The sequence below is a fragment of the Microbacterium sp. Root280D1 genome (genome assembly GCF_001428975.1).
Lineage (GTDB): Bacteria > Actinomycetota > Actinomycetes > Actinomycetales > Microbacteriaceae > Microbacterium.
The window spans coordinates 463,542-489,620 of record NZ_LMJK01000001.1 but is presented as its reverse complement, the minus strand read 5'-3'; the positions used below and the strand labels follow the sequence as shown (position 1 = coordinate 489,620).

Sequence of the window (26,079 nt, the reverse complement as noted above, 5' to 3'; positions counted from 1 at the left end):
GCGATCTCCTTCCGAGCGCGCGCTGCCGCCAGCATCCCACCGACTGCGAAGGAGACCTCTCACTCCGAAGGAGAGATACCGCCGACACCTCCTTCGGTAGCCGAGATCTCCTTCCGAGCGCGCGCCGCCTCCGGCATCCACCCCCACCGCGAGCGAAATCTCTTGCCTCGAAGGAGGTATGACGGCGACACCTCCTTCGGTAGCCGCGATCTCCTTCCGAGCGCGCGCTGCCCTCCCGCATCCACCCCCAGTACGAAGGAGATCTCTCGCCCCGAAGGACGGATGCCGCCGACACCTCCTTCGTTATGCGCGATCTCCTTCCGAGCGCGCGGCCCCGGCACCCACCCCCACTGCGAGGGAAATCTCTCGCCTCGAAGGAGGGATGTCGCCGACACCTCCTTCGGTAGCCGCGATCTCCTTCCGAGCGCGCGGCCCCGGCATCCACTCCCACTGCGAGGGAAATCTCTCGCCTCGAAGGAGGGATGTGGCCGATATCTCCTTCGTTATGCGCGATCCCCTTCCGAGCGCGCGGCCCCGCATCCGGAGGAGATCTGCGCACCGGCGGAGATCTGCGTAGCGGAGGAGATCTGCGCACCGGAGGACGAACTCGCGAAGTTGATCCTCCCTTCCGCAGATCTCCTCCGCATCGAACGCGCCCCGCACATCCACCTTGCTCAATCGAACGATTAACGATAGATTTCTGCTGTTGTTCGATGAGAGGTGGAGTCATGGCCAAGTCGACGATCATCGTGCTGCGGGTCGTGATCGCGCTAGCGCTGGTCGGATCCGTGGCCGTACAGGCGCTCATCGTGCCGCTGCTGTGGCTCGACCTCGCCGACGAAGAGCTGTGGGGACGGATCGCCTTCGTGTCGATCGTCGTCCTCGGGGTCGGCACTCTGCAGGTCTTCGGCATCTGCGTGTGGTTACTGCTCACGAAGGTGCGTCGCGGATCGATCTTCTCGACCTCGTCGTTCCGCTACATCGACGTGATCATCGGAGCGATCCTCGTGGCCGCGGCTCTCCTGTGGATCCTCGCGGCGATCCTCGCTCCGGGCTCGGCAGCTCCGGGTCTCGTCGCGCTCATCGGCGGAGCCGGCGTGGTGCTCGCCGGCGTCGCCCTGCTGGTCGTTGTGATGAAGGCGCTGCTGCGGCAGGCGATCGACCGCGATGTCGAGGCGCAGGCGCTGCGGTCCGAGCTCGACAACGAGGTCATCTGATGCCCGTCGTCGTCGACATCGACGTGATGATGGCGCGACGCAAGATGGGTGTCGGCGAGCTGGCCGAGCGCATCGGGATCACGCCGACGAACCTGGCCGTGCTGAAGAACGGGCGGGCGAAAGCCGTGCGGTTCTCGACCCTCGACGCACTGTGCGAAGTGCTGGAATGCCAGCCTGGCGACATCCTGCGCTGGGAGGCGTGAGGGGACCTTTTTCGTCGCGGCACCCACGCACCCACACACCCACGCAACGGAGGAGTTCTGCGCTTCAGAAGGCCTGATCCCGGGATTCCCTCCTTCGGAAGCGCATTTCTCCTTCGCAGTGCTCGGGCCGCGCGCTGCGACACCTCGACGCGGCGGGTATCGAGCTCCTACGGTGCGGAGGAGAACAGCACACGGGAGGATGACCTCGTCGATACGGCCCTCCGCATCGCAGATCTCCTCCGCATCGACGATGGCCAGCAAGAGAAGGACAGCACTGGATGCCGGGCGTCGAGCCCCCCGGAGGCCGACACCTACCGCCGCGCGAGCAGGTCGCGCAGTCGCGCGGCCTCGCCCTCGGGCATCCCGTAGCCGTGCTCGGGCGCCGGGTACTGCCCGCCTCGCACCTCGTCGGCATAGGCCGCGACCCCCGCGATGGACACACCGCGCACATCGGCGTAGCGCTTGACGAACTTGGCGGCCCCGCCGGCGTAGATGCCGAGCAGGTCGTGGAAGACGAGCACCTGGCCGTCGGCATCCGCTCCGGCTCCGATGCCGATCAGCGGAATGCGCAGCAGGGGCGCGAGAGCGGCGGTGACCTCGGACGGCACTGCTTCGATCACGAGCAGCGAGACTCCGGCATCCTGCAGTGCGAGGGCGTCATCGATCACTGCGAGCGCCGCCTCGGCGGTGCGTCCCTGGGCCCGGTATCCGCCGAGCGAGGTCGCAGTCTGCGGCGTGCGTCCGACATGGCCGACGACGGGGATGCCGGCATTCACGAGCGCTCGGGCGCGGTCGACCGTGGTGCCGCCGCGCTCGATTTTGACCAGGTCGACGCCGGCCTCCTTGATGAAGCGCTGCGCGGTCGCGAGGGCGAGCTCATCCGACGCCTCGTATGAACCGAAGGGCAGGTCGCCGACGAGCAGTGGCTTCGTGAGTCCGCGCCGCACGGCTTTCGTCAGCATCAGCATCTCGTCGATCGTGACGGGCACGGTGCTGTCGTAGCCGAGCACGGTCATCGCGGCCGAATCGCCGACGAGCACCAGGTCGACGCCGGCCTCCTCGACGATCTGCGCACTCGGGAAGTCGTACGCGGTGACCATGACGATCGGCTCGCCGGCATGCTTCTTGGCGTCGAGATCGCGCAGAGTCAGTCGCTTCGTCGGGGCGGCGTGGGCGCTCATGGCGTGAACCCTCTCAGCAGGTGGTTGTCGATCAATCGGGCGGCGCCGACACGGGCGGCGACGAGCAGCAGGGCGTCGCGGTCGATGCGGGTGACGGGCTGAAGCGTCTCGGCATCCCGGAGTTCCAGGTACTCGACGTCGATTCCCGCCTCGGCGAGAACATCCCGGGCAGCGGACAGGATGCCGTCGCCATCGCCGATACCGTCCCCGTCGCCCGAACGGTGCGCGGCATCCGCCGCGTCGAGCGCACGGTTCAGCGCGGTCGCCCGGGCGCGTGCATCCGCGTCGAGGTACACGTTGCGCGAGCTCATGGCGAGTCCGTCGGGTTCGCGGACGATGGGGCACGCCTCGACGCGCACATCGAGGTTCAGGTCACGCACGACCCGCCGGACGACGAGCACCTGCTGCGCGTCCTTCTGCCCGAAGTACGCGACGTCGGGCTGCACGATGCCGAACAGCTTCGTGACGACGGTCGCGACGCCGTCGAAGTGGTGGGGGCCGCGGCTCGCGCCGTCGAGCACCTCGGCGATGCCCGCCACGTGGATGTTCGTGGCGAAGCCGTCGGGGTAGATCTCGGCCGGCTCGGGGGCGAAGAGGATGTCGACGCCCTCCGCTTCAGCGAGCGCGGCGTCACGCGCTTCGTCGCGCGGGTAGGTGCTGAGGTCTTCGTTCGCGGCGAACTGGGTCGGATTGACGAAGAGCGAGACGACGACGAGGTCGTTCTGCGCCCTCGCCGCGCGCAGGAGCGAGAGGTGCCCCTCGTGGAAGGCGCCCAGGGTCGGGACGAGCCCGACAGTCCCGCCGTCACCGCGGGCGTCTCGAACCGCGGTGCGCACCTCGGCGATCGTACGGAGGATTCTCATGACCGGGGCTTTCTGTCGGCGACCGCTCGGGTGGCGGCGGCGAGTGCGTCGAAGAGGTCGGCGACGTCGGCGGATGCTGCGCGCTGCCGCGCGACGGTCGCCTCGTCGCCGCGAGCGATCGGACCGGTGAGGGCGGATGCCGCGCCGGATGCCACCCAGTTGTCGACCGTCTGCTGCACGAGCGGTGCGAGGTGGGCGCGATCCAGCCCGGAGGGAGCCGCGAGGCGCTCGGCGGCGTCGAGCACCGTGAGCACGAAGTTCGAGGCGAAGGATGCGGCCGCGTGATACGCCGCGCGGTGGGCGTCGTCGACGCGGAAGGGTGTCGCACCGAGCGCTGCGGCGAGCTGCTCGGCCACCGCGAGCGCCTCGGGTGTGCGGCCGTCGACTGCGACGCCGATTCCGCGGAAGACCTCGGGCGTCTCGGTGCCGGTGAAGGTCTGCAGCGGGTGGATGCTGAAGTCGACGTCGGCGAGCGGCGTCGCACCTGAGACGTGCGCGACGAGTCGAGCATGCGGTCGCGCGGCGAAGGCCACCGCCGCGATCGCCGAATCGGGAACGCAGAGCAGCGCGAGATCGGCATCCGGCATCCGGTCGTCGCGACGAAGCGGTCCGCGGACGCCGAAGCCCGCTGCGCGCAGGGCCCGGGCGAGAACGCCGCCGAGACGGCCGGCGCCGACGATGGCGATGGTCGTGTCAGGGGCGAGAGCAGGGGTGCTGTGCATGTCGATTCCCCGGCCGAGAAGGGCGGCACGGATGGGATGAGTATCCGCCCGAGACCGGGTACGCGCAAAATCTCGGAGCATACTGACAATCCGAACGCGCCCAGCCCTTATCACTCTGCTGCGCAGAACAGGCAGAACCCTGCTCGCAATGACCTCGCGATCTCGCCACCCTCCCGCGACCCCACCGATCCGGAGGGGATCCTCGATACGGAGGGCCCATTCCCGGCATCCGCCCTCCGCACTGCAGAAATCCTCCGCATCGAGACCGAGGTCTTACGCTGGAACGTCTGCCCCATCCCCGGGCACCTTCTCTGGAGCATCCCCATGTCTGCACTCGCGGTCGACGATCGCGCCCGCTATCGGGCGAATCCCACTGTCCTCCAGGCGCTGAAGAGTCCGCGGATGCTGACGCGCGAGGTGCTCGCGGGTCTGGTGGTGGGTCTCGCGCTGATCCCCGAGGCGATCGCGTTCTCGGTGATCGCGGGCGTCGACCCGAAGGTGGGGCTGTTCTCGTCGTTCATCATGGCGGTGTCGATCGCGTTCCTCGGCGGGCGCCCCGCGATGGTGACCGCGGCGACCGGAGCCGTCGCGCTCGTGATCGCACCGGTCGCTCCGACCTACGGGATGGACTACTTCATCGCGACCGTGATCCTCGCGGGCATCTTCCAGGTGCTCCTCGGGGTGCTGGGCGTCGCGAAGCTGATGCGATTCATCCCACGCAGCGTCATGGTCGGGTTCGTGAACGCGCTCGCGATCTTCGTGTTCAGCTCGCAGTTCCCGCAGCTGATCGACGTGCCGTGGCTGGTGTATCCGCTGGTCGCACTGGGGATCGTCGTGATGATCGTGATGCCGAGGATCACCAGGGTCGTGCCGGCGCCGCTCGTGTCGGTGATCATCGTGACCGGTGTCGTGCTGGCGTTCGCGATCACCGTGCCGACGGTCGGCGATCAGGGCGAGCTGCCGAAGAGTCTTCCCGAGCTGTTCATCCCGAACGTGCCGCTCACCTGGGAGACGTTCACGATCATCGCTCCGTTCGCCCTCGGGGTCGCGCTGGTCGGGCTCATGGAGTCTCTGCTCACCGCCAAGCTCGTCGACGAGATCACCGACACCCACTCGAACAAGACGCGCGAGTCGTGGGCGCAGGGCGTGGCGAACATGCTCTCCGGAATCTTCGGAGGCATGGGCGGATGCGCGGTGATCGGCCAGACCATGATCGGCGTCAAGGCGTCCGGGGCGCGCACCCGCATCTCGACGTTCTGCGCCGGCATCTTCCTGTTCCTGCTGGTCGTCGTGTTCGGCGACTTCGTCGGCACGATCCCCATGGCCGCCCTCGTCGCCGTGATGATCATGGTCGCGATCGGTGCCTTCGACTGGCACAGCGTGAAGCCGTCGACCCTCAAGCGGATGCCGAAGAGCGAGACCTTCGTGATGGTGGCGACCGTCGTGCTCGTGCTCCTCACCCACAACCTCGCGGTCGGCGTCGTCGGCGGGGTGCTGGTCGCATCCGTGCTGTTCGTGCGCCGCGTGGCGCACTTCGTGTCGGTCGAGCGCTCGGTCGAACGCGCGGTCTCGGGCGACGTCGCGCGCTACGTCGTGAACGGCGAGCTGTTCTTCGCCTCGAGCAATGACCTGACCACCCTCTTCGAGTACCCCGACGACCCCGAGCATGTCGTGATCGACCTCTCGGGATCGCACATCTGGGATGCGTCGACCGTCGCCGCTCTGGATGCGATCGAGACGAAGTACGCAGCGCTCGGCAAGAGCGTCGAGATCGTCGGGATGAACGAGAGCAGTCAGCGGATGCGGGGACGGTTGACCGGCGGGTTCGAGTAGCGATCCACCCGGACGCGCCTCAGCGCACGAGGGCGGGCCGCTTGCTGTCGAACTGCCAGTCGGGCACGAGGTACTGCATGCCGATCGCGTCGTCGCGGGCGCCGAGCCCGTGCTCGACATACAGCTCGTGGGCCTCGGCGAGCCGCACGCGGTCGATCGTCACACCGAGTCCCGGCCGGTCGGGCACGCGCACCGCGCCGTCGCGGATCTGCGGCGCATCGACCGTCAGCTGCTGACCGTCCTGCCAGATCCAGTGCGTGTCGAGTGCCGTGATCTCGCCGGGCGCGGCCGCACCGACCTGCGTGAACATCGCCAGCGAGATGTCGAAGTGGTTGTTCGAGTGCGAGCCCCATGTGAGGTCGAAGTCGTTGCACAGCTGCGCGACGCGCACCGACCCTGCCATCGTCCAGAAGTGCGGGTCAGCGAGCGGGATGTCGACGGCATCCGATCGGATCGCGTGCGCCATCTCTCGCCAGTCGGTCGCGATCATGTTCGTCGCGGTCCGCAGTCCGGTGCGCCGCCGGAACTCGGCCATCACCTCTCGACCCGAGAACCGGCCCTCGGCACCGCAGGGGTCCTCGGCGTAGGCGAGCACGTCGCGCAGTCGTCGACCGATGCGCACCGCATCCTCCAGCAGCCACCCGCCGTTCGGGTCGAGCGTGATGCGCGCCTCGGGAAAGCGCTGGGCGAGGGCGATCACGACGTCGGCCTCGGTCCCTCCGTCGAGGACGCCGCCCTTGAGCTTGAAGTCCGAGAATCCGTACCGCTGCTGGGCGGCTTCGGCCAGGCGCACGACGCCCTCGGCCGTCATCGCCTCTTCGCGTCGCACGCTCTCCCAGCTGTCGCCGCTCTCGCGCAGATAGGGGAGGTCGGTCCTGTCGGCATCGCCGACGAAGAACAGATAGCCCAGCATCGGCACGCTGTCGCGCTGCTGACCGTCGCCGAGCAGTTCGGCGACCGGCACGCCGAGGTGCTGCGCATGGAGGTCGAGAAGCGCCGACTCGATGCCGGTGACGGCGTGCACGGTGGTGCGCAGGTCGAATGTCTGCAGCCCGCGGCCACCGGCGTCGCGATCGGCGAAGCGCGTAGCGATCGACCGCAGCAGCGAACGGTATCGGCCGACCGGCTGACCCGAGAGCATCTCGCCGGCCTCGGTGATGGTGCGGCGGATCGGCTCTCCGCCGGGGACCTCGCCGAGACCCTCGCGTCCGTCCGAATCCGTCACGATGACGATGTTGCGGGTGAAGAACGGCCCGTGCGCGCCCGAGAGGTTCAACAGCATCGAGTCGTGGCCGGCGACCGGAACGACCTCGACTCTGTCGACGGTGGGAACGGCGCTCATGCGGACGCCTCGCGCCGCCCGTCGATGAAGCGCGGGACGTGCCACGGGTTGGCGTCGCGCAGCGCCTCGGGCAGCAGCTCGTCGGGGATGTTCTGATAGGCGACGGGCCGCAGGAAGCGCTCGATCGCGAGAGTCCCGACGCTCGTGGTGCGCGAGTCGCTCGTCGCCGGGAACGGTCCGCCGTGAACCATGGCGTGCCCGACCTCGACCCCGGTCGGCCAGCCGTTCGCGAGGATGCGTCCGACCTTGCGCTCGAGCACCGGCAGCAGCGCCGCCGCGAGCTCATTGTCGTCCGCGCTGAGCTGCAGCGTGGCCGTCAGCTGACCCTCGAGACGCGACGCCGCCTGCACCAGCTCGGCGACATCGCCGTACCGCACCACCAGCGATGCCGCACCGAAGATCTCCTCGTGCAGCACGTGGTTCTCCTCGAACGATCCGAGGTCGGCGGCGTGGATCACCGGCGCGGGGGCATGCGGACCCTCTCCGTCGGATCCCCGCGCGAGGATCTCGGCGTTGGCGTCCCTCGTCTCGACGCCCTCGAGCCACGCGGCGGCGATGCTCGGCGAGAGCATGGTCTGCCCTGTGGCCGCGCGCAGCGCCTCGGATACAGCCTGCAGGAAGGCGTCGCCCTGCTCGCCCCGCGGGACGAAGACGATTCCGGGCTGCGTGCACAGCTGCCCGCTGGATCCGGTCGCGCTCTGCACGTACCCCGCGGCGAGTGCTCCGACATCGCCGCGCAGAGCGCCGGGCAGGATGAACACGGGGTTCACCGAGCTCATCTCGGCGTAGACGGGGATCGGCACCGGCCGCGCCTGCGAGGCGCGCACGAGGGCGAGACCGCCTTCGCGGGAGCCAGTGAACCCGACGGCCTGGATCTCGGGGTCGGAGACGAGCGCCTGTCCGACGCTGCGGCCCGGGCCGAAGATGTGCGAGAAGACTCCCGGGTGGAGTCCATGGGCGTCGATGGCACGCGCGATCGCCGCCGCCACGAGCTCGCTCGTGCCGGGGTGCGAGCTGTGCGCCTTGAACACGACCGGGCAGCCGGCTGCGAGGGCGGATGCGGTGTCGCCGCCGGCGGTGGAGAATGCGAACGGGAAATTCGACGCCCCGAACACCGCCACCGGCCCGAGAGGGATCTTGCGCTGACGGATGTCGACGCGGGGCACCGGCGTGCGGTCGGGCTGCGCCGGATCGATGCGCACGCCTCGGTGCTCGCCGGCTCGGACGACCTCGGCGAACAGCCGCAGCTGCCCGGTGGTGCGCGCGCGCTCCCCGAGAAGACGCGCCTGCGGCAACCCGGTCTCCTGCATCGCCCGTTCGATCAGCGTGTCGCCGATCGCCTCGATCTCCTCCGCGACCGTCTCGAGGAAGGCTGCGTGGGCCTCGGGCTCGAGGCGCGAGAACGTGACGAATGCCTCTGCGGCGGCCGCCGTCGCCTCGCGGAGCTGGTCGACGTCGATCTGCGAGTAGGGCGGATCGAGCTGTTCGTCGGTGTCGGGCGCGATGGCGTGCAGTGCCGAGCCGGTGCCGGCGACGGAGCGTCCGGCGATCGAGGAATGCCCGGTGAGGACGGGAACGGTCATGTCACTCTCCTTGAGTCGAGGGTGGGGATGGTGAGGATCAGACGGGGACGGACTCGAGCAGCCCGGCGCGATCGAGAAGCTGCAGGAGGTCGGCGTCATCCTGCTCCGACAGGTCGTGCAGCGGCGGGCGGACGGGTCCGACGCCGTGTCCGGTGAGACGCAGCCCAGCCTTGACGATCGAGACGCCGAAGCCGCGGCCCCGATCGCGGATCGCGATGTACGGCAGCACGAAGCGTCCCAGCTTCTCGGTCACCGCGACTCGGTCCTGGGCACGCACGTCACGGTAGAACTCGAGGGCGAACTCGGGAACGAAGTTGAACATCGCGGACGAATAGGTGCTCATGCCCATCTGCAGCAGCGGCAGCGCATACGTCTCCGCCGTCGGCAGCCCGCCCAGGTAGAACAGCCGCTCGCCGTTGCGGACGTAGACCGAGGCGAGGTGCTCGATGTCGGCCGTCGCATCCTTGAAGCCGATGACGTTCTCGTGTCGGTCGGCGAGGATCGCCATCGTCTCGGCCGAGTAGATCGCGTTGCCCCGGTTGTAGACGATGATCGCGAGACGGGTCGCTGCGGCGATCGCCGAGACATGCTCGACGAGACCCGGCTGGTCGCACTCGGTGAGATACGGGGGCAGCACGAGGATGCCCTCGGCACCGGCCTCCTCGGCTGCGCGAGCGTTCGCGATCGCGTTGCGGGTCCAGCCTCCGGCCGACGCGAGCACCGGCACCTCGGGTCGGGATGCCTGCACGGCCGCGCGGACGACCGCGGCCGACTCTGCGGCATCGAGACTGAAGCCCTCGCCGGTGCCGCCGGCGGCGAACAGACCGGCGACGCCGAATCCGGCCTGCCACTCGACGTGCTCGCGGTAGCGCTTCTCATCGAACTCGAGCTCCGGCGTGAATGCCGTCGCGGGGAACGAGAGGAGACCTTCGCGAAGGTGGTCGGCCAGCTCGGTGGGCGTGAATCGTGCCACGGTGCACTCCTGGGGTGTCGCGCCGGTGTCCGGCTCGGATCTGAACAATCGTCACGCTATGCGAGAAACGATGCGCCTACAAACCAAATGGTGGATAGATCAATGCGCCGCCTGCATCAAAGCGCAGACATCTCCGGCACCGGCGTCGGGAGCGGCTCGCCTGCGAGGTACGCCCGCAGGTTCGCCAGCGTGAGGTCTCGCATGTCGCGCCGGGTCTCGTGCGTTCCGCTGCCGACGTGGGGCAGCAGCGTGACATCGTCGCGGATCAACCGCTCGGGCACGTGCGGCTCCTGCGCGAACACGTCGAGACCCGCCCCCGCGATCTCACCGGCCTCGAGAGCGGCGATCAGCGCGTCCTCGTCGACGACCGAGCCGCGGGCGATGTTGACCAGGAACCCGTCCGGTCCCAGCGCCCGGATGACCTCGGCATCCACGAGCCCCTCGGTCGCGGCTCCTCCGGGAACCGCGATGACGAGCACATCCGATCGGCGTGCGAGTTCGACGGCGGATGCCACGTGCTCCCACGGCACTCCGTCGACCGGGCGGCGGGTCGTGTAGAGGATCGTCGTGTCGAAGGTTGCCGCGCGCCGGGCGATCGCCTGCCCGATGCGGCCGAGGCCGAGCACGCCGACCGTGCTGCCCGAGAACCGACGCGTCAGCGGGAAGCCGCCGGACTCCCAGCGGCCCTCGCGCAGGAACCTCTCGGATGCCCCGAACCGTCGAAACACGTCGAGCATGAGCCCGAGGGCCGTATCGGCGACGCAGTCGGTGAGCACATCGGGCGTGTGGGTGACCTGGATGCCACGTGCGACTGCCTGAGCCACATCGGTCGTGTCGTAGCCCACCCCGAAATTGGTCACGATCTCGAGGTTCGGGAGCGCAGCCATCAGAGCGGACGGGACACCGTTGCGACCGCTCGTGACGACGGCGCGCACCTTCGCGGCATCCGCGGGATCGAGGGTCGTGAGGTCGTCGGGAAGACGCACCACGGAGTACTCGTCCTGAAGCGTCCGCTCGAGAGAGTCGAGCAGTGGCCCCGCCTGGGCGACGGAGCCGGGAGCGACGGGCGAGGGGGCATCGATGATGTTCGTCATGGCGCGAGACTACGACCCGTCAACGATGCAGTTCCATAAGCGAAGTTGCATGGATTGATGCGTCCGCTGTATTCATCGGGCGAGAACGGCGGAATCCCGCGGATCGCCGCATGTCGCTCCACCGCTGCCGAGCGCCGAGCCCCGGTTCCGCCCGCCGATGCGTGCCGCGCATCGGTTGACGCTCGGGAAGCGGTCTGCGACATTCTGAACGAGCCGACGACCACTCTGGGCCTCGGCCGTCCCCTACCTGGAGGAACCGATGAAGCTTTCTTCCCCCCGACGCAGAGCGGCCCGCGCGTCCGCCGTCACCGCTGGAATCGCGTCGATCGCACTGCTCGCATCCTGCTCGGTCGCGAACTCGGAGTCGCAAGGCGGCGGCGAGGGTGGCACCGAAGACACCCTCCGCGTCGTGCTCACGCAGGAGCCGCCCACGCTCGAGGCATGCGACGCGAACCTCACCTCGACGGGTGTGGTCGTGCGCAGCACGGTGACCGAGCCGCTCGTCGAGCGCAACCCGTCGACCGGAGAGCTCGAGCCGCTGCTCGCCACCGAGTGGGAGCAGACCGGCGACACCGAGTGGACGTTCACCGTCCGCGACGACGTCACGTTCCAGGACGGCACCCCCTTCGACGCCGAAGCGGCCGCCTACTCGATCGACCGCGCCGTGAACGGCGACCTCGGCTGCAACGTCGAGGGCTACATCTTCGGTGACGACGACCTCGAGGTCGCCGCCACCGATGCCACCACCCTCACCGTGACCACCCCGAGCCCCGACCCGATCCTCCCGCTGAAGCTCTCGTTCATCGAGATCGTCTCCCCCGAGACCTCGAACACCGAGTTCGTGCGCGAGCCCATCGGCACCGGCCCCTACGCGATCGGCGACTGGCAGGCCGGCACGAAGCTCACCCTCGACCGCAACGACGACTACTGGGGCGACGCTCCGCAGTTCGCCGAGGTCGAGTACCAGTGGCGGTCGGAGGGCACCGTCCGTGCCGCGATGATCACCAGCGGCGAGGCGGACATCGCCCTCGGCCTCAGCGCCGAGGACGGCATCGGCGACTTCGGCGTGAGCTACCCGAACAACGAGACGATCGCACTGCGCTTCTCCGGGCAGACGGCGCCGCTCGACGACATCCGCATCCGCCAGGCGATCAACTACGCGATCGACCGCGAGGGCATCGTCTCCTCCCTCTACCCCGACGGCGACGTGGTCGCCGCGCAGCTGATCCCCGAGGGCATCGTCGGCTTCAACTCCGACCTCGAGCCCTGGGAGTACGACCCCGAGAAGGCGAAGGCCCTCGTCGAGGAGGCTGCGGCTGACGGTGTCCCGACGGACACGAAGATCCTCATGCCGGTGCGCACCGCGCAGTTCCCGAAGGTCAGCGAGCTCGGCGAGGTCCTGCGCGAGCAGCTCGCCGCCGCCGGCCTCAACGTCGAGCTCCGCATGGTCGACACCACGCAGCACCTGCAGTACCAACTGAGCCCGTTCGTCACGAACGAGGGCCCCATCTCGATGCTCATCCAGCACGGCAACCAGGCGGGTGACGCGCAGTTCACGGTCGAGCAGTACATGCTCACGGGCGGTGCGCAGGCCGAGTTCGGCGACCCGGGTCTGGACGAGCTCATCAACACGGCCCGCACCCTGACCGGCGATGAGCGTCAGGCGGCCTACGAGGACGTGTTCGCCTACGAGCGCGAGAACGTCGTGGCCCTCGCCCCGATCGCGCACCAGACGGTCATGCTCGGTCTCGCCGACCGGGTGACGTACGAGCCCAACTCGTCGACCGGCGACGAGCTGCGCATCAAGGAGGTCTCGCTCGCGGGCTGACCGCGAGCGAGAGTGAGAGGCGGGCGACCATGTGGACCTACCTGAGAAAACGGATCCTGCAGAGCGCGCTGCCGCTGATCGCCGTCGTACTGGGTGTCTTCGTGCTCGCCCGTCTCACCGGCGATCCGTCGCAGCTGTACCTTCCGCTGAACGCCACCGACCAGATGCGCGAGGACTTCGCCGCGCGCAACGGCTTCGACCAGCCGCTGTGGAAGCAGATGGGCGACTACTTCCTCGGTGTCCTGCAGCTGGACTTCGGTCAGTCGCTGCGCACCGGGGAACCCGCCGCCGAGATGGCGCTGCGCGCCTTCCCCGCCACCCTGCAGCTCGCCGCGGTGACGATGATCCTCGCGATCGTCATCGCCATCGTGCTCGGCAGCTGGGCGTCGCTGAAGCCGAACGGCATCGCCGACCGCATCGTGAGCTTCTTCTCGATGACGGCGGCCAGCGTGCCCGACTTCTGGGTGGCGATCCTCGGCATCTGGATCTTCGCGATCACCCTCGGCTGGCTGCCGACATCCGGAACCTCCGGCGCTCTCGTCTGGATCCTGCCGGTCGCGACGCTCATGCTGCGACCGGTCGGGGTGCTCGCGCAGGTGATCCGCGGGTCGATGGTGACCGTGCTCGGGCAGCCGTACATCCAGGTCGCCCGCAGTCGCGGCGCCGGCCAGATGCACATCGTCTCGAAGCACGCGCTGCGCAACGCCGCGGCGCCCGCCCTGACCGTCGCCGGCGACCTGACCGTCGGCCTCATCAACGGCGCGGTCGTGGTGGAGTCGATCTTCGGCTGGCCGGGCATCGGCAAGCTCATGATCGACTCGATCCTGCAGCGCGATTTCGCGGTGCTGCAGGCCGCGGTGCTCATCACCGCTCTGGCGATCTTCGCCCTCAACATCATCATCGACCTCGGTTACGCGCTGCTGGATCCCCGCGTGCGGCCGACCTCGGGAGCCAAGGCCCGTCGCCGCGGTCCCGGGGCACTCTCCGACACAAAGGCAGAGGTGCTGACGAATGTCTGACAACGCATCGACCGTCACCGTCCTCACGCAGAAGGCGCGCGGAGCCCGCTCGTCGGGTCGCGCCAACCTCTGGCAGCTGCTGCTGAAGGACAAGGTCGCCACCGCCGCCGCCATCGTGCTGTCGTTCATCGTGCTCACCGCGATCATCGGTCCGCCGCTGTTCGGCGAGATGGCGCAGCGACAGGACCTCGGCGCGCGCAACATGCCGCCGTTCAGCTTCCAGCTCGGCTGGGAGTACGTCCTCGGCAGCGACTCGCTGGGTCGCAGCCTGCTCGCCCGCATCATCACCGCGGCGGGAACCACGCTCGGTGTCGCGGCGGCCGCCGTGGTCGTCTCGGCGGTCGTCGGCTCGATCTGGGGCATGTGGGCCGGATTCCACCGCGGATGGCGCGAGTCGGTGTCGATGCGCATCGCCGACGTCATCATGAGCTTCCCCTCGCTGCTGCTCGCCGTCGTGATCCTGTACGTGTTCAACCCGAGTGCGGCCAACATCGTGCTCGTGCTCGCGATCACCCGCATCCCTCTGTACCTGCGCACGGCGCGAGCGGATGCCGCCGAGCTGCGCTCGAGGATGTTCGTCGATGCCGCGACGAACTTCGGAGCCACGAACAAGGCCATCGTCTTCCGGCACATCGTCCCGAACGTCCTGCCCACGCTGGTCACGCTGGCGACACTGGAGTTCTGCTACGTGATGCTGGCCGAGTCGTCGCTGAGCTTCCTCGGCATCGGCATCCAGCCGCCCGATGTCAGCTGGGGCCTCATGGTCTCGCAGGGACGCCAGTACCTCGCCGAGGCGTGGTGGCAGTCGGTGCTCCCCGGTCTCGCGATCGTCATCACCACGGTGTGCGCGAACGTCCTGGCCGCGTGGCTGCGTCTCGCGACCGATCCCGGTCAGCGCTGGCGTCTGCAGAGCAAGAAGCGCCGTCGCGTGATCGGCTCGATCGCCCCGCGTCGCTGAGTCCGCGGTGACGCCGCTCGAGTTCGTGCTGCTGGGGGCCATCATCCTCGTCGCCGGCTGCCTGCAGGGCTCGATCGGCTTCGGAATGGGGATGCTGGCCGCACCCTTCATCGCCCTGATCGACACGACGCTGCTGCCGGTGCTCGTGATCATGCTGGCCATGGTCGTGACGCTGATCGTGGCGGTGATGGATCGCGCGGCGCTCGATCTGCGCGGGGCCGGCTGGGCGTTGGCGGGGCGTGTGCCCGGGACCGTCGTCGGCGCGGGTCTCGTCACCGTGATGTCGACGACCGTGCTCTCCTGGGCGGTCGCGGTCGTCGTTCTGCTGGGTGTCGTCGTCTCGCTGCGGGGCTGGCGCCCGAGAGTGACGAGGACGACGCAGGCGGTGGCCGGGGCGCTGTCTGGCGTCATGGGCACGACCACGTCGGTCGGAGGGGCGCCGATGGCGATCATCTGGCAGGGCTCCGACGGGCCGCGGCTGCGCGGCACGATGTCGGCGTTCTTCCTCGTCGGATCATCGCTGTCGCTCATCGCCCTGTTCCTGTGGGGCGCCGTGCCGACGCACGCGCTCGCCACGGCGGCCTGGATGGCGCCGTTCGCCGTGGCCGGGGTGGTGCTGTCGCGGTTCGTGAACAGGTTCCTCAACCGCCGGCGCACGCGCGCGATCGCTCTCGGAGCATCCGCCCTCGGCGCGGTGACGCTGATCGTCACCCGCCTGTTCGAGCTCGGCTGAGCGGATGCCGAAGCGACCCGCCCACGGCGAGCCGCCTCAGCGCACCTGACGCTCGAGCGGGAGGCCCGCGTCGAGCAGGTCGATGTTGTGGGCGATGTCGGCGGCCCGCGCCGTGAAGACCTCGCGGGCATGACCCGAGTGGTGCGGGGTCAGCACGACACGGTCGAGCGCGGCGAATCTCTGCACGACCGGCGGCGCCTCGGCACCCTGCGGAGCATCCCACCACACGTCGATCGCCGCTCCCCCGATGCGTCCCTCGCTGAGGGCCGAGAACAGTGCGTCCTCGTCGATGAGCGCCCCGCGGGCGACGTTGATGACCAGGGCGTCGGGGTTCAGCTGCGCGAGCGCGTCCGCATCGATCATTCCTCGCGTGCTCTCGGTGAGCGGCGCGGTGACGACGACGACATCGCTCTCCCGCAGCAGCGGATGCAGCTGATCCTCGCCGTACACCTGATCGAGCAGCTCGGTTCCGGGGCCGCCCGCGTCCGGATGCCGGCGCATCGCGACCACGCGCATGCCGAAGACCTTCGCGAGGTGGGCGACGGAGCGGCCGATCTCGCCGTAGCCGACCAGTCCGAGGGTGCTGCCGGCGAGCGAGCGATGGTACGGGGCGCCTGCCGTCGCGATCGTCCGCCACTCCCCCCGACGCATCTCGGCATCGGCGTCGATCGCGCGACGGCGCAGCATGAGTGCGGTCATGATCACGTGCTCGGCGATCGCGGCGCCGTGGTGACCGGTGTTGCACAGCGGCACATCGTCGGGCACGGCACCGGCTTCCACCCGGTCGACGCCCGCACCCGTCGCATGCACGAGTCGCACGTGATCGGCGCCGGCCATCTCGGCGACCGTGAGCCGCGAGCAGATCACCACGTCGGCGCCCTCGATCGCCGCTCGCGTCGAACCGGGCACGTCAAGGTCGGCGAACACCCACTCGTGCGGGCGCGCGGTGCGGCGCAGATCGTCGGCGAACGCCGACATGATCGGATCGGTGACCGCGATGCGCAGCGGCGCGTTCACCAGCGGGGGCTCTCGAGCACGTATCCGGGATCGACGCGCTGCATGTAGCCGGTGTCGTCGCGCTCCCGGATGCCTCCGTCGAGGTACTGCCTGTGCAGCCGCGCCAGCGCCTCCGGGTCGAGCTCGACGCCGAGGCCCGGTGCGGTCGGCACCGCCAGCGATCCGTCGCGGAATGTCAGTGCGCCCGGCGCGATGACGTCTTCGTCCTCGCGCTTCCACGGCCAGTGCGTGTCGCACGCATAGCCGACGCCCGGGGTGGCCGCAGCGAGGTGGGTCATCGCCGCGAGGCTGATCCCGAGGTGCGAGTTCGAGTGCATCGAGAGTCCCCACCCGAGAGTCTCGGCGAAGCCGGCGAGCAGCCGGGATCGTTCGAGACCTCCCCAGAAGTGGTGGTCGGAGAGCACGATGTCGATCGCACCGAGGCGCACGGCATCCGCGATGTGCGAGAACGCGACGACGCACATGTTGGTGGCGAGCGGCAGGTCGGCGTGGCGGCGCACCTCGGCCATGCCCTCGAGACCCGGGGTGGGGTCTTCGAGGTATTCGAGCACGTCCTTCAGCGCATCGGCGACCCGCAGCGAGGTCTCGACGGTCCAGGCGCCGTTCGGATCGATGCGCAGGGGGTGGTCGGGGAACTCCTCGCGCAGCGCGAGGATCGCGGCGATCTCGTCGTCGGGCGCGAAGACACCGGCCTTGAGCTTGAGCGCTGTGAATCCGTAGGAGTCGACGATGCGACGCGCCTGTCTGACGATGCCGTCCGGCGTCAGCGCCTCGCCCCATTCGTCGGACACCTCACCCGGGTGCCCTGCCCACTTGTAGAAGAGGTAGCCGCTGAACGGAACGGCATCCCGCACGCGTCCGCCCAGCAGCTCGCTGGCGGGCATGCCGAGCAGCTTGCCGCGGATGTCGATGGCGGCCACGTCGAACGGCGAGAGCACGCGGTCGCCGGTGCTCGTGCCGGTGACCATGCCCGACATGCCGTGTCCGCCCTGCACGCCGTCGCCGGCCACACTGCGCTCGACCCGCGCTCGCAGGTCGTTCGTGGCGAACACGTCGCAGCCGAGCACGGCGTCGGCGGCGACCCGCAATCGCTGCAGGTGCGCGCTGTCGCCGTAGGTCTCGCCGAGTCCGACGACGCCCGATTCGGTGGTCACCTGCACGATGGCGCGCAGCGCGAGCGGCTCGTGCACGCCGACGGTGTTGAGCAGAGGCGGGTCGTGGAATGCGACCGGCGTGATGCGGACGGACCGCACCGCGTTCTCGGACAACCGCGTGGCAGCCGGGACAGACAGCAGGAGCTCTTCGGACATCACGCCTCCGTTGGTGAGACTCCGGGACTCCGCTTCGACGGATTCCGCGTCATCGAGTTTCTCCGACACTATGGTGGGGACAGATGCGCGGACAAACCAAAACTCGCACTGATTGATGTCGGGAGTGGATCGATGATCTCGCTGGTACAGCTCGAATGCTTCATCGCCGTCGCGGAGGAACTGCACTTCGGTGCGGCCGCGACCCGGCTCAAGATGACGCAGCCGCCGCTCAGTCGGCAGATCCAGCAGCTCGAGCGCGAGCTGTCGACGAGGCTCTTCGATCGCACCAGCCGTCGCGTCGCGCTGACTCAGGCCGGGCGCGCGCTGCTGCCCAACGCGCGGCGCCTGATCGACCTCGCGGCGAAGGCGGTCTCGGACGTGCGCTCGGTCGGTGAGGGCGCCGCCGGAACCGTCACGATCGCCTACACCGCGATGGCCGGGCAGGCCGTGGTGCCCGATCTGCTGCGGCGCGCGTCGGCCGAGCTGCCCGGCGTCACCCTGCTGCTGCGCGAACTCGTCTCGCTCGACCAGGTGGAAGAGCTCGAGAAGGGCACGGTCGACATCGGCCTGATGCGGCCACTGCTCGCCCGACCGCAGATCAGCAGCCGTGCGGTCTACCGCGAGCGGCTGGCAGTGGCGCTCCCCAGCGACTCGGCACTGGCGCAGCGCGCCGAGCCCGTGAAGCTGATCGACCTCAAGGACGAGTCGCTGCTCATGTACTCCCCGAGCGGCGCGCGCTACTTCCACGACCTGCTGCTGTCGATGTTCGTGGCGAGCGGGGTGCACCCGCACATCGTGCAGTACGCCGGGCAGGTGCCCGCCCTGCTGGCGATGGTCAGCGCCGGCATCGGGTTCACGCTCGTGCCGCAGTCGGCCGAGCGGATCTCTCCCGACACCGTGACGTTGCTGCCGATCAGCGAGGCCGATCCGTCGTCGCGGGTGAACAGCGTCGAGCTCGACATCGCGTGGAACTCCGAATCGCACAATCCCCTCGTCGAGCGTCTGCTGAATCTGATCGACGACGTGGATCACGACGACTGATCTATGCAGTGGGCGCATTGCCCAATGCCGATGTAGTGCTTGATCGGGATGAATCCCCACGCCTAGCGTGAACGAGAAGATGATCAGTGCTGATGACACGACCCGTGCTCGACGAGGAGGACGCATGCCGAAGGACATCGCCGCGACCGCCGATGAGTCCGCCCGACTCGGTGAGGCCGTGAAACCGACACCCGGCGGTCGACCCGCCGCGCGTGACGACATCCTGCGCGTCGAGGATCTGCGCGTCGCCTATCGCATCGGCGACCGCGAGGTCGATGCGGTCCGCGGGGTGAACCTCAGCGTGGGCCGCGGTGAAGTGGTCGCGATCGTCGGCGAGTCCGGATCCGGCAAGAGCACGGTCGCGCAGTCGATCATGAACCTCCTCGCGCCGAACGCCGAGGTCACCGGCGGGCGCATCGAGTTCGACGGCGAAGACCTGATCCCGCTGAGCGAGCGCCGCTGGCGCAGCATCCGGGGCCGTCTGATCGGGCTGGTCCCCCAGGACCCCGCACTCTCTCTCAACCCGGTGCGACGCGTGGGCGTGCAGGTGGCGGAGCCGCTGCTCGTGCACGGACTCGCGACCAAGCACGACGCGCATGATCGTGCCGTCGAGCTGCTCGAGATGGCAGGACTGACGTATCCGGCCGAGCGGGCGAAGCAGTATCCGCACCAGTTCTCGGGCGGCATGAAGCAGCGCGCGCTGATCGCGGGAGCGCTGGCCGCGCAGCCGAGCCTGATCATCGCCGACGAGCCGACGAGCGCCCTCGACGTCACCGTGCAGAAGCAGATCCTCGACCACCTCGCGAACCTCACGCAGGAGCTGGGCACCGCGATCCTGCTGATCACCCACGACCTGGGCATGGCGGCCGAGCGGGCCGACCGGGTCGTCGTCATGAAGCAGGGCGAGATCGTGGACTCCGGTCCTGCCGCGCAGGTGATGACCGCGCCGACGCACGAGTACACCCGCAAGCTCATCGCCGCCGCACCGCGGCTGAGTGCACATGAGCGGCGGACGGCATCCACCCAGGCCCGCATCGAGTTCGGCGGCGAGCCGATCGTCCGGGTCTCCGAGCTCACCAAGGTCTTCCCGCTGCCCAAGGGCGAGGGCGAGCGCCGCACGCTGACCGCCGTCGACGCCGTCTCTCTCGAGGTGCGCCGCGGCGAGACGCTCGCTGTCGTGGGCGAGTCGGGGTCGGGCAAGAGCACGCTCGCGCGGCTCGTGCTGCGGCTGGAGGAGCCGACCTCGGGATCCATCTCGTTCGCCGGCGAGGACATCACCCACCTCAAGGGCGAGAAGCTGCGTCAGCTGCGGCGGCGGTTCCAGATGGTCTACCAGAGCCCGTTCGACTCCCTGAATCCGCGCATGACGATCGAGCAGCTCATCACCGAGCCGCTGCTGTCGTTCGGCGAGGGCGACCGGTCGTCGCGGTCGAAGCGCGCCGTCGAGCTGTCTGAGCAGGTCGCTCTTCCCGACGGGATGCTGGGTCGGTTCCCCGACGAGCTGTCCGGCGGCCAGCGGCAGCGCGTGGCCATCGCCCGCGCTCTCGCGCTCGACCCGGAGTTCCTCGTGCTCGACGAGGCCGTCTCGGCGCTCGACGTGTCGGTGCAGGCGCAGATCCTGGCACTGCTCGACGAACTGCAGCGCGAGCGCGAACTGAGCTACCTCTTCATCACGCACGACCTCGGTGTCGTCGCCGAGACCGCCGACCGCGTCGCCGTGCTCAAGCACGGCAAGCTCGTGGAGTGCGGCGATGCCGCGCAGATCTTCACGGCTCCGCAAGAGGAGTACACGCGGATGCTGATCGAGGCCGTTCCGGCGTTCTCCGCCTGACGCGTCGCCCTCGGTTCGACCGCGCGCGAGTGGTCACTTTCGCATCTCTTACGGCCACTTCAGGTGCGAAACTGACCACCCACCGCACAGGCGTCAGGCGTCAGGCGAGGCGAAGCGTCGACAGTTCACTTCCCACTCCCCGTGCGTTCACCTCGGACGCCTATCTTGAGTGCGGTCGCGCGAACGCGGCTAAGAATCAGACAGATCGTTGTACGTAAACCACAAAATCGCGGTAAAGTCGGATCAGACATACCTCGATGACGAGAAAGGCGACCATGGTCGACATCCGAAAGAAGCGCTGGTCTCTCCTGGGAATCGCTGCGGTGGCGGCCGTGACCCTGACCGGCTGCGCAGGCGGCAGCACCGAGTCCGACGGTGGTTCGAGCGACGGCGGGTCGGATGCGACCCTCATCGTCTACACGAACTCGAACAGCGACGGCCGTGGCGAGTGGATCACCGAAAAGGCCGCGGATGCCGGCATCGACATCGAGATCGTGGGCCTCGGCGGCGCCGACCTCACCAACCGCATCATCGCCGAGAAGAACAACCCCGTCGGCGACGTCGTGTTCGGTCTGAACAACATGTTCTTCGAGCAGCTCAAGGCCGAAGAGGCGATCGCCGCCTACGAGCCCGACTGGAGCGGCGAGGTCCCGGCCGATGCCGGCGACCCCGCTGACGGAGCGTTCTGGCCGCTCGTCGAGCAGGCCATCGTCACGGTCTACGACGAGAACACCATCACCGACGCCCCCTCCGATGAGGAGGACCTCTGGACCGACGAGGAGTACGCGGGCCGCTACGAGGTCAACCCGGCGCTCGGCCAGGCCACCCCGCAGCTCGTGCTCGCCAGCATCCTGTCGCGTCACCTCGACGAAGACGGCGACCTCGGCGTCAGCGACGAGGGCTGGGACCTGGTGAAGTCGTACTACGCAAACGGATCGCCCGCGGTCGAAGGCACCGACCTCTACGCCCGCATCACGCGTGGCGAGATCGACTACGGCGTGCTGCCCTCGAGCGGCATCGCGGCGCGCGACGAGGAGTACGGCACGAAGACCGGCATGATCGTGCCCGACTACGGCGTGCCGTATGTCACCGAGCAGATCGCGCAGATCAACGGCACCGGCAATGAGGAGAAGGCCCAGGAGTTCATCGACTGGTTCGGCAGCGCCGAGGTGCAGGGCGAGTTCGCGGCCGAGTTCAACTCGATGCCCGTCAACGAGGGTGCGGTCGAGCAGGCCAACCCCGAGGTCGTCGAGCTCATGGGCACCCTCGACCGTCAGGACATCGACTTCGGCTTCGTGAGCGAGAACCTCGGTGCCTGGGTCGAGAAGGTCACGCTCGAGTACATCGGCTGATCTCGCACGACACCACCCCTCCTCTCGCACTAGCCGGAAAGACACCATGATCCGTTTCGAAGATGTCGAGGTCGCGTTCGGCGATCACCGCGCGGTCTCGCACCTCGATCTGGAGATCCAGGAGGGTGAGTTCTTCACCCTCCTGGGTCCGTCCGGATGCGGCAAGACCACCGCCCTCCGCACACTCGCCGGGTTCGTCGAGCCGACGGGCGGTCGCATCCACATCAACGGCCGTGACGTCACTCGCGTGCCCAGTGAGAAGCGCGGCGTGGGGATGGTGTTCCAGAACTACGCTCTCTTCCCCAGCATGAACGTGCGCGAGAACATCGCGTTCGGGCTGTCGATCCAGAAGACGTCGAAGGCCGAGCAGAGCCGCCGCGTCGACGAGATCGCCGACCGCACGGGCCTCGCGCCTTCGCAGCTCGAGAAGAACGTCTCGGAGCTCTCGGGCGGGCAGCAGCAGCGTGTGGCCATCGCCCGCGCTCTCGCGCTGACCCCCAGCATCCTGCTGCTCGACGAGCCGCTGTCGAACCTCGACGCCAAGCTGCGCGTGCAGCTGCGTGAACAGCTGAAAGACCTGCAGCACGAGGTCGGCGTGACCACGGTCTACGTCACGCACGACCAAGAAGAAGCGCTCACGCTCAGCGACCGCATCGCCGTGCTCGACGCCGGAACGCTGCAGCAGGTGGGCACGCCGGAAGAGATCTACGACCGCAGCGCGACGCCGTTCGTGTGCCGCTTCATCGGCGAGAACAACCGTCTCAGCCCGGCGCAGATCACGAGCCTCGGCGGCGGACTCGACGCCACGGCCGAGAGCTACGTGCGACCCGAGAAGCTGCATCTCGCCGAGGCGGGCGACAGCTCGACGGCATCCGCGTCGCTCGCTGGCACGATCGTCGACCGCACGTACCACGGCAGCCACAGCGTCTACACGGTGACGGCGGAGGATGCTGCGCTGCGCGTCAGCGTTCCCGCCGCGGCGAGCGCGCGCCAGTGGAACCCCGGCGACGCGGTGCGGGTCGACGTGGACCCGCGCTGGATCCTGCAGTATCCGGCGGCGTGACATGTCGGATCAGAACCCCCAGAACCCCTCACACCCCGCGGTCCCGCCCTCAGCGGCCGTGACCGGAGAAGCCGGCTCCTTGACGACCGAAGCTGTCGTCGAGGGTCAGACGGCGGGACCGCGGCTCAACAAGAGAGGGCGCCCCGGCAGCGTGAAGGCGATGCTGCGCTCGCCCCTCGCCTGGATCACGGGCATCATCGTGATCTGGTTCGCCGCGGCGTTCCTCGTACTTCCCAACGCCGCTCTGCTCGGGGTCACGTTCTTCCCCGACGGGCAGTTCAGCATCCGTGCCGTCGAGAAGCTGTTCGGCAGCGAGCGTGCACTGAAGACCCTCGGCAACAGCTTCCTGCTGGCGGTCACGCTGTCGATCACGGTCAACGTGGTCGGTGTGTTCATCGTGCTGGTGACGAAGTACTTCCAGGTGCGCGGAGCGAAGATCCTGTGGCTCGGCTATGCCACGACCCTGATCTACGGCGGCATCGTGCTGGCCGCCGGTTACAACTTCATCTACGGCCGGTTCGGGTTCTTCACGAACATGATGGTCAACTGGTGGCCCGACATGGACCGCGACTGGTTCTCGGGCTACTTCGCCGTCGTCTTCGTGATGACGTTCGCGACCACGACGAACCACATGCTGTTCCTCTCCTCCTCCCTCGGCAAGGTCGACTACGCGTCGATCGAGGCGGCGAAGCTCATGGGAGCGTCGACCTGGACGATCCTGCGCCGCATCGTGCTGCCCGTCATGAAGCCGATGCTGTTCGCGGTCACCGTGCTGACGTTCCTGATCGGGCTCGGGGCGCTGACAGCTCCGCTCGTGCTCGGCGGGCCCGACTTCCAGACCGTCGCGCCGCTGATCATCGACCTCTCGCGCAGCCCCATCACGCGCGACATCGCCGCGCTGCTGGCGATCGTGCTCGGCATCGCGACGATCATCCTGCTCGCGGTCATGAACCGTTTCGAGAAGTCGGGCGTGTACTTCTCGGTCGCGAAGGTGGCGACTCCGATCCAGAAGCAGAAGATCCGCAACCCGTTCGCGAACGTCGTCGTGCACGTCATCGCCTACCTGCTGTGGGTGATCTACCTGATCCCGGTCGTGCTCATCGTGATCTTCTCGTTCGTCGATGCGCGCAGCATCCTCGCCGGGTCGATCACCCTCGACAGCTTCACGCTCGACAACTACGTCACCGTGTTCTCGAGCGCCGAGGCGATCCGTCCGTTCATCGTCAGCGTCGTCTACAGCGCCGTGGCCTCGCTGGTCGTGGTCGGCGGTCTGCTGTTCGTGGCGCGGATGCTGCAGAAGCACCGCAACCTGCTGACCACCGCGATCGAGTACGTGCTGCACATCCCGTGGATCCTGCCGATCGTGCTGATCGCGCTCGCCCTGGTGACCGCGTTCGACGAGCCGCGGGCGATCGTGGGTGGATTCGTGCTCACCGGCACGCCGATCCTGCTGCTCATCGCGTACATCTGCGTGAAGATCCCGTTCACGCTGCGCCTGCTCAAGGCCGGGTTCGCGTCCGTTCCCGATTCGCTCGAAGACGCCTCGCGCATTCTCGGTGCGAAGTCGCTGACGACGTTCCGCAAGGTGCTGGTGCCGCTGGTGCTGCCGACGGCCGCGGCGATCACGGCGCTGAACTTCAACAGCCTGCTCGACGACTATGACGCGGCGATCTTCCTCTACCACCCGCTGTTCAAGCCGCTGGGTGTGGCGATTCAGGAGAGCACGCGCGGCGAAAACAATCTCGATGCGATGCCGATCACGTTCGTCTACACAGTGCTGCTGATGATCATCATGGGTGTCACCATGTATCTCGTGTATGGACGAGGTTCGCGCGCCGGAGCGCCCCGCAAGGCCAAGAAGGCCCGCGCGTGAGTGGTGCATCGCCTTCGGATGCTCCGGGGCTGCGCGTCACGGTCAGCGATGTGGCCGCGGCCGCCGGAGTGTCGCGGGCGACCGCGACGAGGGCGCTGAAGGGCGAGGGGCGCTTCGCGCCCGAGACCCAGGAGCGGATCCTCGCCGAGGCCGAGCGCCTCGGATACGTGCGCAACACGATGGCCGCCGAGCTCGCCGCCGGGCGCACCGGAACCGTCGGACTGATGCTGCGCGACGCGAGCAACCCGGCCTACGGTCTGCTGTTCTCGCGGCTGCAGGATGAAGCGCACAGGCGTGGCCTCGACCTCGTGACCGTGACGATCGGCGCCGACGTGCAGGGTGCCGAGCAGGTCAATGCGCTGCACCGGCTGCTCGGGATGCGCGTCGCCGGACTCATCGTCGCGACCGGTGGCATCACGGCCGCGCAGCTCGAGCCGTTCGCCGACCAGGTGCCGATCGTGCGCGCGGGGCGGGTCGAGACGGCCGAGGGGATTCATACCGCGCACTATGACGATCCGGAGCACGGGCGGATGCTGGCCTCGCATGTCTTGTCGCTGGGGCACCGTCGGGTTGTGGTGCTCTCTGGCGCGGAGGATGTCTCGTTCGCTGAGCATCTGCGGGCATCGGCGATGGAGTCGACGTTGGTCGCAGGCGGGGCATCGGTGACTCGGGTGTCTGCGGGAGCGGCGCCGACCGATGGAGTGGATGAGGCGCTGGATGCCGTGCGCGATGGGGCCACAGCTGCGATGTGCGCGTCGGACTATCGGCAGCTCGCGGTCATGCGCGCTCTGCGTACTGCGGGGTTGGCTGTGCCCGGCGACGTGAGCGTGACGGGGTGCGATGGCATCCTGCCCGGGGCTGACCTCTTGGGTCTGACGACACTGCGGATTCCGGTCGAGGCCGTCGCGGCCGCGGCTGTGGAGACGATGCAGCGGTTGCTTTCGGGATCGGATGCTGAGTCGGATTCTGCGGAGACCGTGCGGCAGCCGTTCGTCGGAACTCTCGTGCCCGGGTCTACCGCCGCTCCCGTCTGACTTCTGTCC

At 68.5% G+C, this 26,079-nt stretch carries 22 protein-coding genes; 13 read left to right on the top strand and 9 right to left on the bottom strand.

The window, feature by feature from the left end:
- Positions 1 to 728: 728 nt before the first annotated feature.
- Together ASE34_RS02465 and ASE34_RS02460 are read left to right on the top strand one after the other, a co-directional pair.
- On the top strand, positions 729 to 1,217 hold the full coding sequence (locus ASE34_RS02465; RefSeq protein ID WP_053098445.1) for a DUF2975 domain-containing protein: 489 nt from the start codon (positions 729 to 731) through the stop codon (positions 1,215 to 1,217).
- Complete coding sequence (locus ASE34_RS02460) at positions 1,217 to 1,420, top strand: helix-turn-helix domain-containing protein (RefSeq protein ID WP_042540715.1); 204 nt, start codon at positions 1,217 to 1,219, stop codon at positions 1,418 to 1,420. Before ASE34_RS02465 ends, ASE34_RS02460 begins: the two co-directional genes overlap by 1 nt.
- 311 nt (positions 1,421 to 1,731) lie before the next feature.
- Here ASE34_RS02460 and panB read toward each other — a convergent pair whose 3' ends face one another.
- From panB to ASE34_RS02445, 3 genes are read right to left on the bottom strand one after another with little or no spacing between them, the layout of a single operon-like run.
- Positions 1,732 to 2,601, bottom strand: coding sequence for a 3-methyl-2-oxobutanoate hydroxymethyltransferase (gene panB, locus ASE34_RS02455; protein WP_056276174.1), 870 nt, complete (start codon positions 2,599 to 2,601; stop codon positions 1,732 to 1,734).
- On the bottom strand, positions 2,598 to 3,464 hold the full coding sequence (panC, locus tag ASE34_RS02450; RefSeq protein ID WP_056276171.1) for a pantoate--beta-alanine ligase: 867 nt from the start codon (positions 3,462 to 3,464) through the stop codon (positions 2,598 to 2,600). The genes panB and panC overlap by 4 nt, the downstream gene beginning before the upstream one ends.
- Positions 3,461 to 4,186 carry a Rossmann-like and DUF2520 domain-containing protein gene (locus ASE34_RS02445; RefSeq protein WP_056276167.1) on the bottom strand — a complete coding sequence of 242 codons (726 nt, stop codon included), beginning with the start codon at positions 4,184 to 4,186 and terminating at the stop codon, positions 3,461 to 3,463. The genes panC and ASE34_RS02445 overlap by 4 nt, the downstream gene beginning before the upstream one ends.
- Before the next feature lie 324 nt (positions 4,187 to 4,510).
- On the opposite strand from ASE34_RS02445, the gene ASE34_RS02440 reads away from it, so the two are divergent.
- A complete protein-coding gene (locus ASE34_RS02440) occupies positions 4,511 to 6,019 on the top strand; it encodes a SulP family inorganic anion transporter (protein WP_056276164.1) in 1,509 nt (502 codons plus the stop codon).
- A 19-nt stretch (positions 6,020 to 6,038) separates the two neighbouring features.
- Here ASE34_RS02440 and ASE34_RS02435 read toward each other — a convergent pair whose 3' ends face one another.
- The 4 genes from ASE34_RS02435 to ASE34_RS02420 all read right to left on the bottom strand — a co-directional run bounded on the left by ASE34_RS02435 (position 6,039) and on the right by ASE34_RS02420 (position 11,011).
- The gene (locus ASE34_RS02435) at positions 6,039 to 7,361 is read right to left on the bottom strand and encodes an enolase C-terminal domain-like protein (protein ID WP_056277646.1); all 1,323 of its coding nucleotides are present in this window, start codon (positions 7,359 to 7,361) and stop codon (positions 6,039 to 6,041) included.
- Complete coding sequence (locus ASE34_RS02430) at positions 7,358 to 8,944, bottom strand: aldehyde dehydrogenase (NADP(+)) (protein WP_056276161.1); 1,587 nt, start codon at positions 8,942 to 8,944, stop codon at positions 7,358 to 7,360. Before ASE34_RS02430 ends, ASE34_RS02435 begins: the two co-directional genes overlap by 4 nt.
- 37 nt (positions 8,945 to 8,981) lie before the next feature.
- The gene (locus ASE34_RS02425) at positions 8,982 to 9,917 is read right to left on the bottom strand and encodes a 5-dehydro-4-deoxyglucarate dehydratase (RefSeq protein WP_053098437.1); all 936 of its coding nucleotides are present in this window, start codon (positions 9,915 to 9,917) and stop codon (positions 8,982 to 8,984) included.
- A gap of 116 nt (positions 9,918 to 10,033) precedes the next feature.
- Positions 10,034 to 11,011 carry a 2-hydroxyacid dehydrogenase gene (locus ASE34_RS02420; RefSeq protein WP_056276158.1) on the bottom strand — a complete coding sequence of 326 codons (978 nt, stop codon included), beginning with the start codon at positions 11,009 to 11,011 and terminating at the stop codon, positions 10,034 to 10,036.
- A 259-nt stretch (positions 11,012 to 11,270) separates the two neighbouring features.
- Between ASE34_RS02420 and ASE34_RS02415 the strand changes: the two genes are divergently transcribed.
- The 4 genes from ASE34_RS02415 to ASE34_RS02400 are packed head-to-tail and all read left to right on the top strand — an operon-like array spanning position 11,271 to position 15,549.
- Positions 11,271 to 12,839: an ABC transporter substrate-binding protein gene (locus tag ASE34_RS02415; protein WP_053098435.1), complete on the top strand. Its 1,569-nt coding sequence runs from the start codon at positions 11,271 to 11,273 to the stop codon at positions 12,837 to 12,839.
- Between the two features lie 29 nt (positions 12,840 to 12,868).
- Positions 12,869 to 13,858 (top strand): ABC transporter permease, encoded by a 990-nt coding sequence (locus ASE34_RS02410; protein WP_053098434.1) that lies wholly within the window; start codon positions 12,869 to 12,871, stop codon positions 13,856 to 13,858.
- On the top strand, positions 13,851 to 14,816 hold the full coding sequence (locus ASE34_RS02405) for an ABC transporter permease (RefSeq protein ID WP_053098433.1): 966 nt from the start codon (positions 13,851 to 13,853) through the stop codon (positions 14,814 to 14,816). Before ASE34_RS02410 ends, ASE34_RS02405 begins: the two co-directional genes overlap by 8 nt.
- A gap of 7 nt (positions 14,817 to 14,823) precedes the next feature.
- Complete coding sequence (locus ASE34_RS02400; RefSeq protein ID WP_056276155.1) at positions 14,824 to 15,549, top strand: sulfite exporter TauE/SafE family protein; 726 nt, start codon at positions 14,824 to 14,826, stop codon at positions 15,547 to 15,549.
- Between the two features lie 36 nt (positions 15,550 to 15,585).
- Here the strand turns inward: ASE34_RS02400 and ASE34_RS02395 are convergent, their stop codons facing one another.
- The gene (locus ASE34_RS02395; RefSeq protein WP_230101235.1) at positions 15,586 to 16,566 is read right to left on the bottom strand and encodes a 2-hydroxyacid dehydrogenase; all 981 of its coding nucleotides are present in this window, start codon (positions 16,564 to 16,566) and stop codon (positions 15,586 to 15,588) included.
- Complete coding sequence (locus ASE34_RS02390; protein WP_082586529.1) at positions 16,563 to 17,876, bottom strand: glucarate dehydratase family protein; 1,314 nt, start codon at positions 17,874 to 17,876, stop codon at positions 16,563 to 16,565. The genes ASE34_RS02395 and ASE34_RS02390 overlap by 4 nt, the downstream gene beginning before the upstream one ends.
- A gap of 132 nt (positions 17,877 to 18,008) precedes the next feature.
- On the opposite strand from ASE34_RS02390, the gene ASE34_RS02385 reads away from it, so the two are divergent.
- From ASE34_RS02385 to ASE34_RS02360, 6 genes are all read left to right on the top strand, one after another.
- Positions 18,009 to 18,917, top strand: coding sequence for a LysR family transcriptional regulator (locus ASE34_RS02385; protein WP_053098431.1), 909 nt, complete (start codon positions 18,009 to 18,011; stop codon positions 18,915 to 18,917).
- Between the two features lie 124 nt (positions 18,918 to 19,041).
- Positions 19,042 to 20,748, top strand: a complete 1,707-nt coding sequence (locus ASE34_RS02380; RefSeq protein WP_157538064.1) for a dipeptide ABC transporter ATP-binding protein — start codon at positions 19,042 to 19,044, stop codon at positions 20,746 to 20,748.
- 275 nt (positions 20,749 to 21,023) lie between these two features.
- On the top strand, positions 21,024 to 22,100 hold the full coding sequence (locus ASE34_RS02375) for an extracellular solute-binding protein (RefSeq protein ID WP_056276152.1): 1,077 nt from the start codon (positions 21,024 to 21,026) through the stop codon (positions 22,098 to 22,100).
- 46 nt (positions 22,101 to 22,146) lie between these two features.
- A complete protein-coding gene (locus ASE34_RS02370) occupies positions 22,147 to 23,163 on the top strand; it encodes an ABC transporter ATP-binding protein (protein ID WP_056276150.1) in 1,017 nt (338 codons plus the stop codon).
- A 79-nt stretch (positions 23,164 to 23,242) separates the two neighbouring features.
- Entirely contained in the window at positions 23,243 to 25,036 is a 1,794-nt protein-coding gene (locus ASE34_RS02365; protein ID WP_321163930.1) for an ABC transporter permease, read from the top strand.
- On the top strand, positions 25,033 to 26,070 hold the full coding sequence (locus ASE34_RS02360; RefSeq protein ID WP_056276147.1) for a LacI family DNA-binding transcriptional regulator: 1,038 nt from the start codon (positions 25,033 to 25,035) through the stop codon (positions 26,068 to 26,070). The genes ASE34_RS02365 and ASE34_RS02360 overlap by 4 nt, the downstream gene beginning before the upstream one ends.
- Positions 26,071 to 26,079 lie beyond the last annotated feature (9 nt).

Excerpts from the sequence above, each read along its gene's own strand:
- ASE34_RS02465 (WP_053098445.1), top strand. The coding sequence starts at position 729 with ATGGCCAAGTCGACGATCATCGTGCTGCGGGTCGTGATCGCGCTAGCG.
- ASE34_RS02460 (WP_042540715.1), top strand. The coding sequence starts at position 1,217 with ATGCCCGTCGTCGTCGACATCGACGTGATGATGGCGCGACGCAAGATG.
- panB (WP_056276174.1), bottom strand. The coding sequence starts at position 2,601 with ATGAGCGCCCACGCCGCCCCGACGAAGCGACTGACTCTGCGCGATCTC.
- panC (WP_056276171.1), bottom strand. The coding sequence starts at position 3,464 with ATGAGAATCCTCCGTACGATCGCCGAGGTGCGCACCGCGGTTCGAGAC.
- ASE34_RS02445 (WP_056276167.1), bottom strand. The coding sequence starts at position 4,186 with ATGCACAGCACCCCTGCTCTCGCCCCTGACACGACCATCGCCATCGTC.
- ASE34_RS02440 (WP_056276164.1), top strand. The coding sequence starts at position 4,511 with ATGTCTGCACTCGCGGTCGACGATCGCGCCCGCTATCGGGCGAATCCC.
- ASE34_RS02435 (WP_056277646.1), bottom strand. The coding sequence starts at position 7,361 with ATGAGCGCCGTTCCCACCGTCGACAGAGTCGAGGTCGTTCCGGTCGCC.
- ASE34_RS02430 (WP_056276161.1), bottom strand. The coding sequence starts at position 8,944 with ATGACCGTTCCCGTCCTCACCGGGCATTCCTCGATCGCCGGACGCTCC.
- ASE34_RS02420 (WP_056276158.1), bottom strand. The coding sequence starts at position 11,011 with ATGACGAACATCATCGATGCCCCCTCGCCCGTCGCTCCCGGCTCCGTC.
- ASE34_RS02415 (WP_053098435.1), top strand. The coding sequence starts at position 11,271 with ATGAAGCTTTCTTCCCCCCGACGCAGAGCGGCCCGCGCGTCCGCCGTC.
- ASE34_RS02410 (WP_053098434.1), top strand. The coding sequence starts at position 12,869 with ATGTGGACCTACCTGAGAAAACGGATCCTGCAGAGCGCGCTGCCGCTG.
- ASE34_RS02405 (WP_053098433.1), top strand. The coding sequence starts at position 13,851 with ATGTCTGACAACGCATCGACCGTCACCGTCCTCACGCAGAAGGCGCGC.
- ASE34_RS02390 (WP_082586529.1), bottom strand. The coding sequence starts at position 17,876 with ATGTCCGAAGAGCTCCTGCTGTCTGTCCCGGCTGCCACGCGGTTGTCC.
- ASE34_RS02385 (WP_053098431.1), top strand. The coding sequence starts at position 18,009 with ATGATCTCGCTGGTACAGCTCGAATGCTTCATCGCCGTCGCGGAGGAA.
- ASE34_RS02380 (WP_157538064.1), top strand. The coding sequence starts at position 19,042 with ATGCCGAAGGACATCGCCGCGACCGCCGATGAGTCCGCCCGACTCGGT.
- ASE34_RS02375 (WP_056276152.1), top strand. The coding sequence starts at position 21,024 with ATGGTCGACATCCGAAAGAAGCGCTGGTCTCTCCTGGGAATCGCTGCG.
- ASE34_RS02370 (WP_056276150.1), top strand. The coding sequence starts at position 22,147 with ATGATCCGTTTCGAAGATGTCGAGGTCGCGTTCGGCGATCACCGCGCG.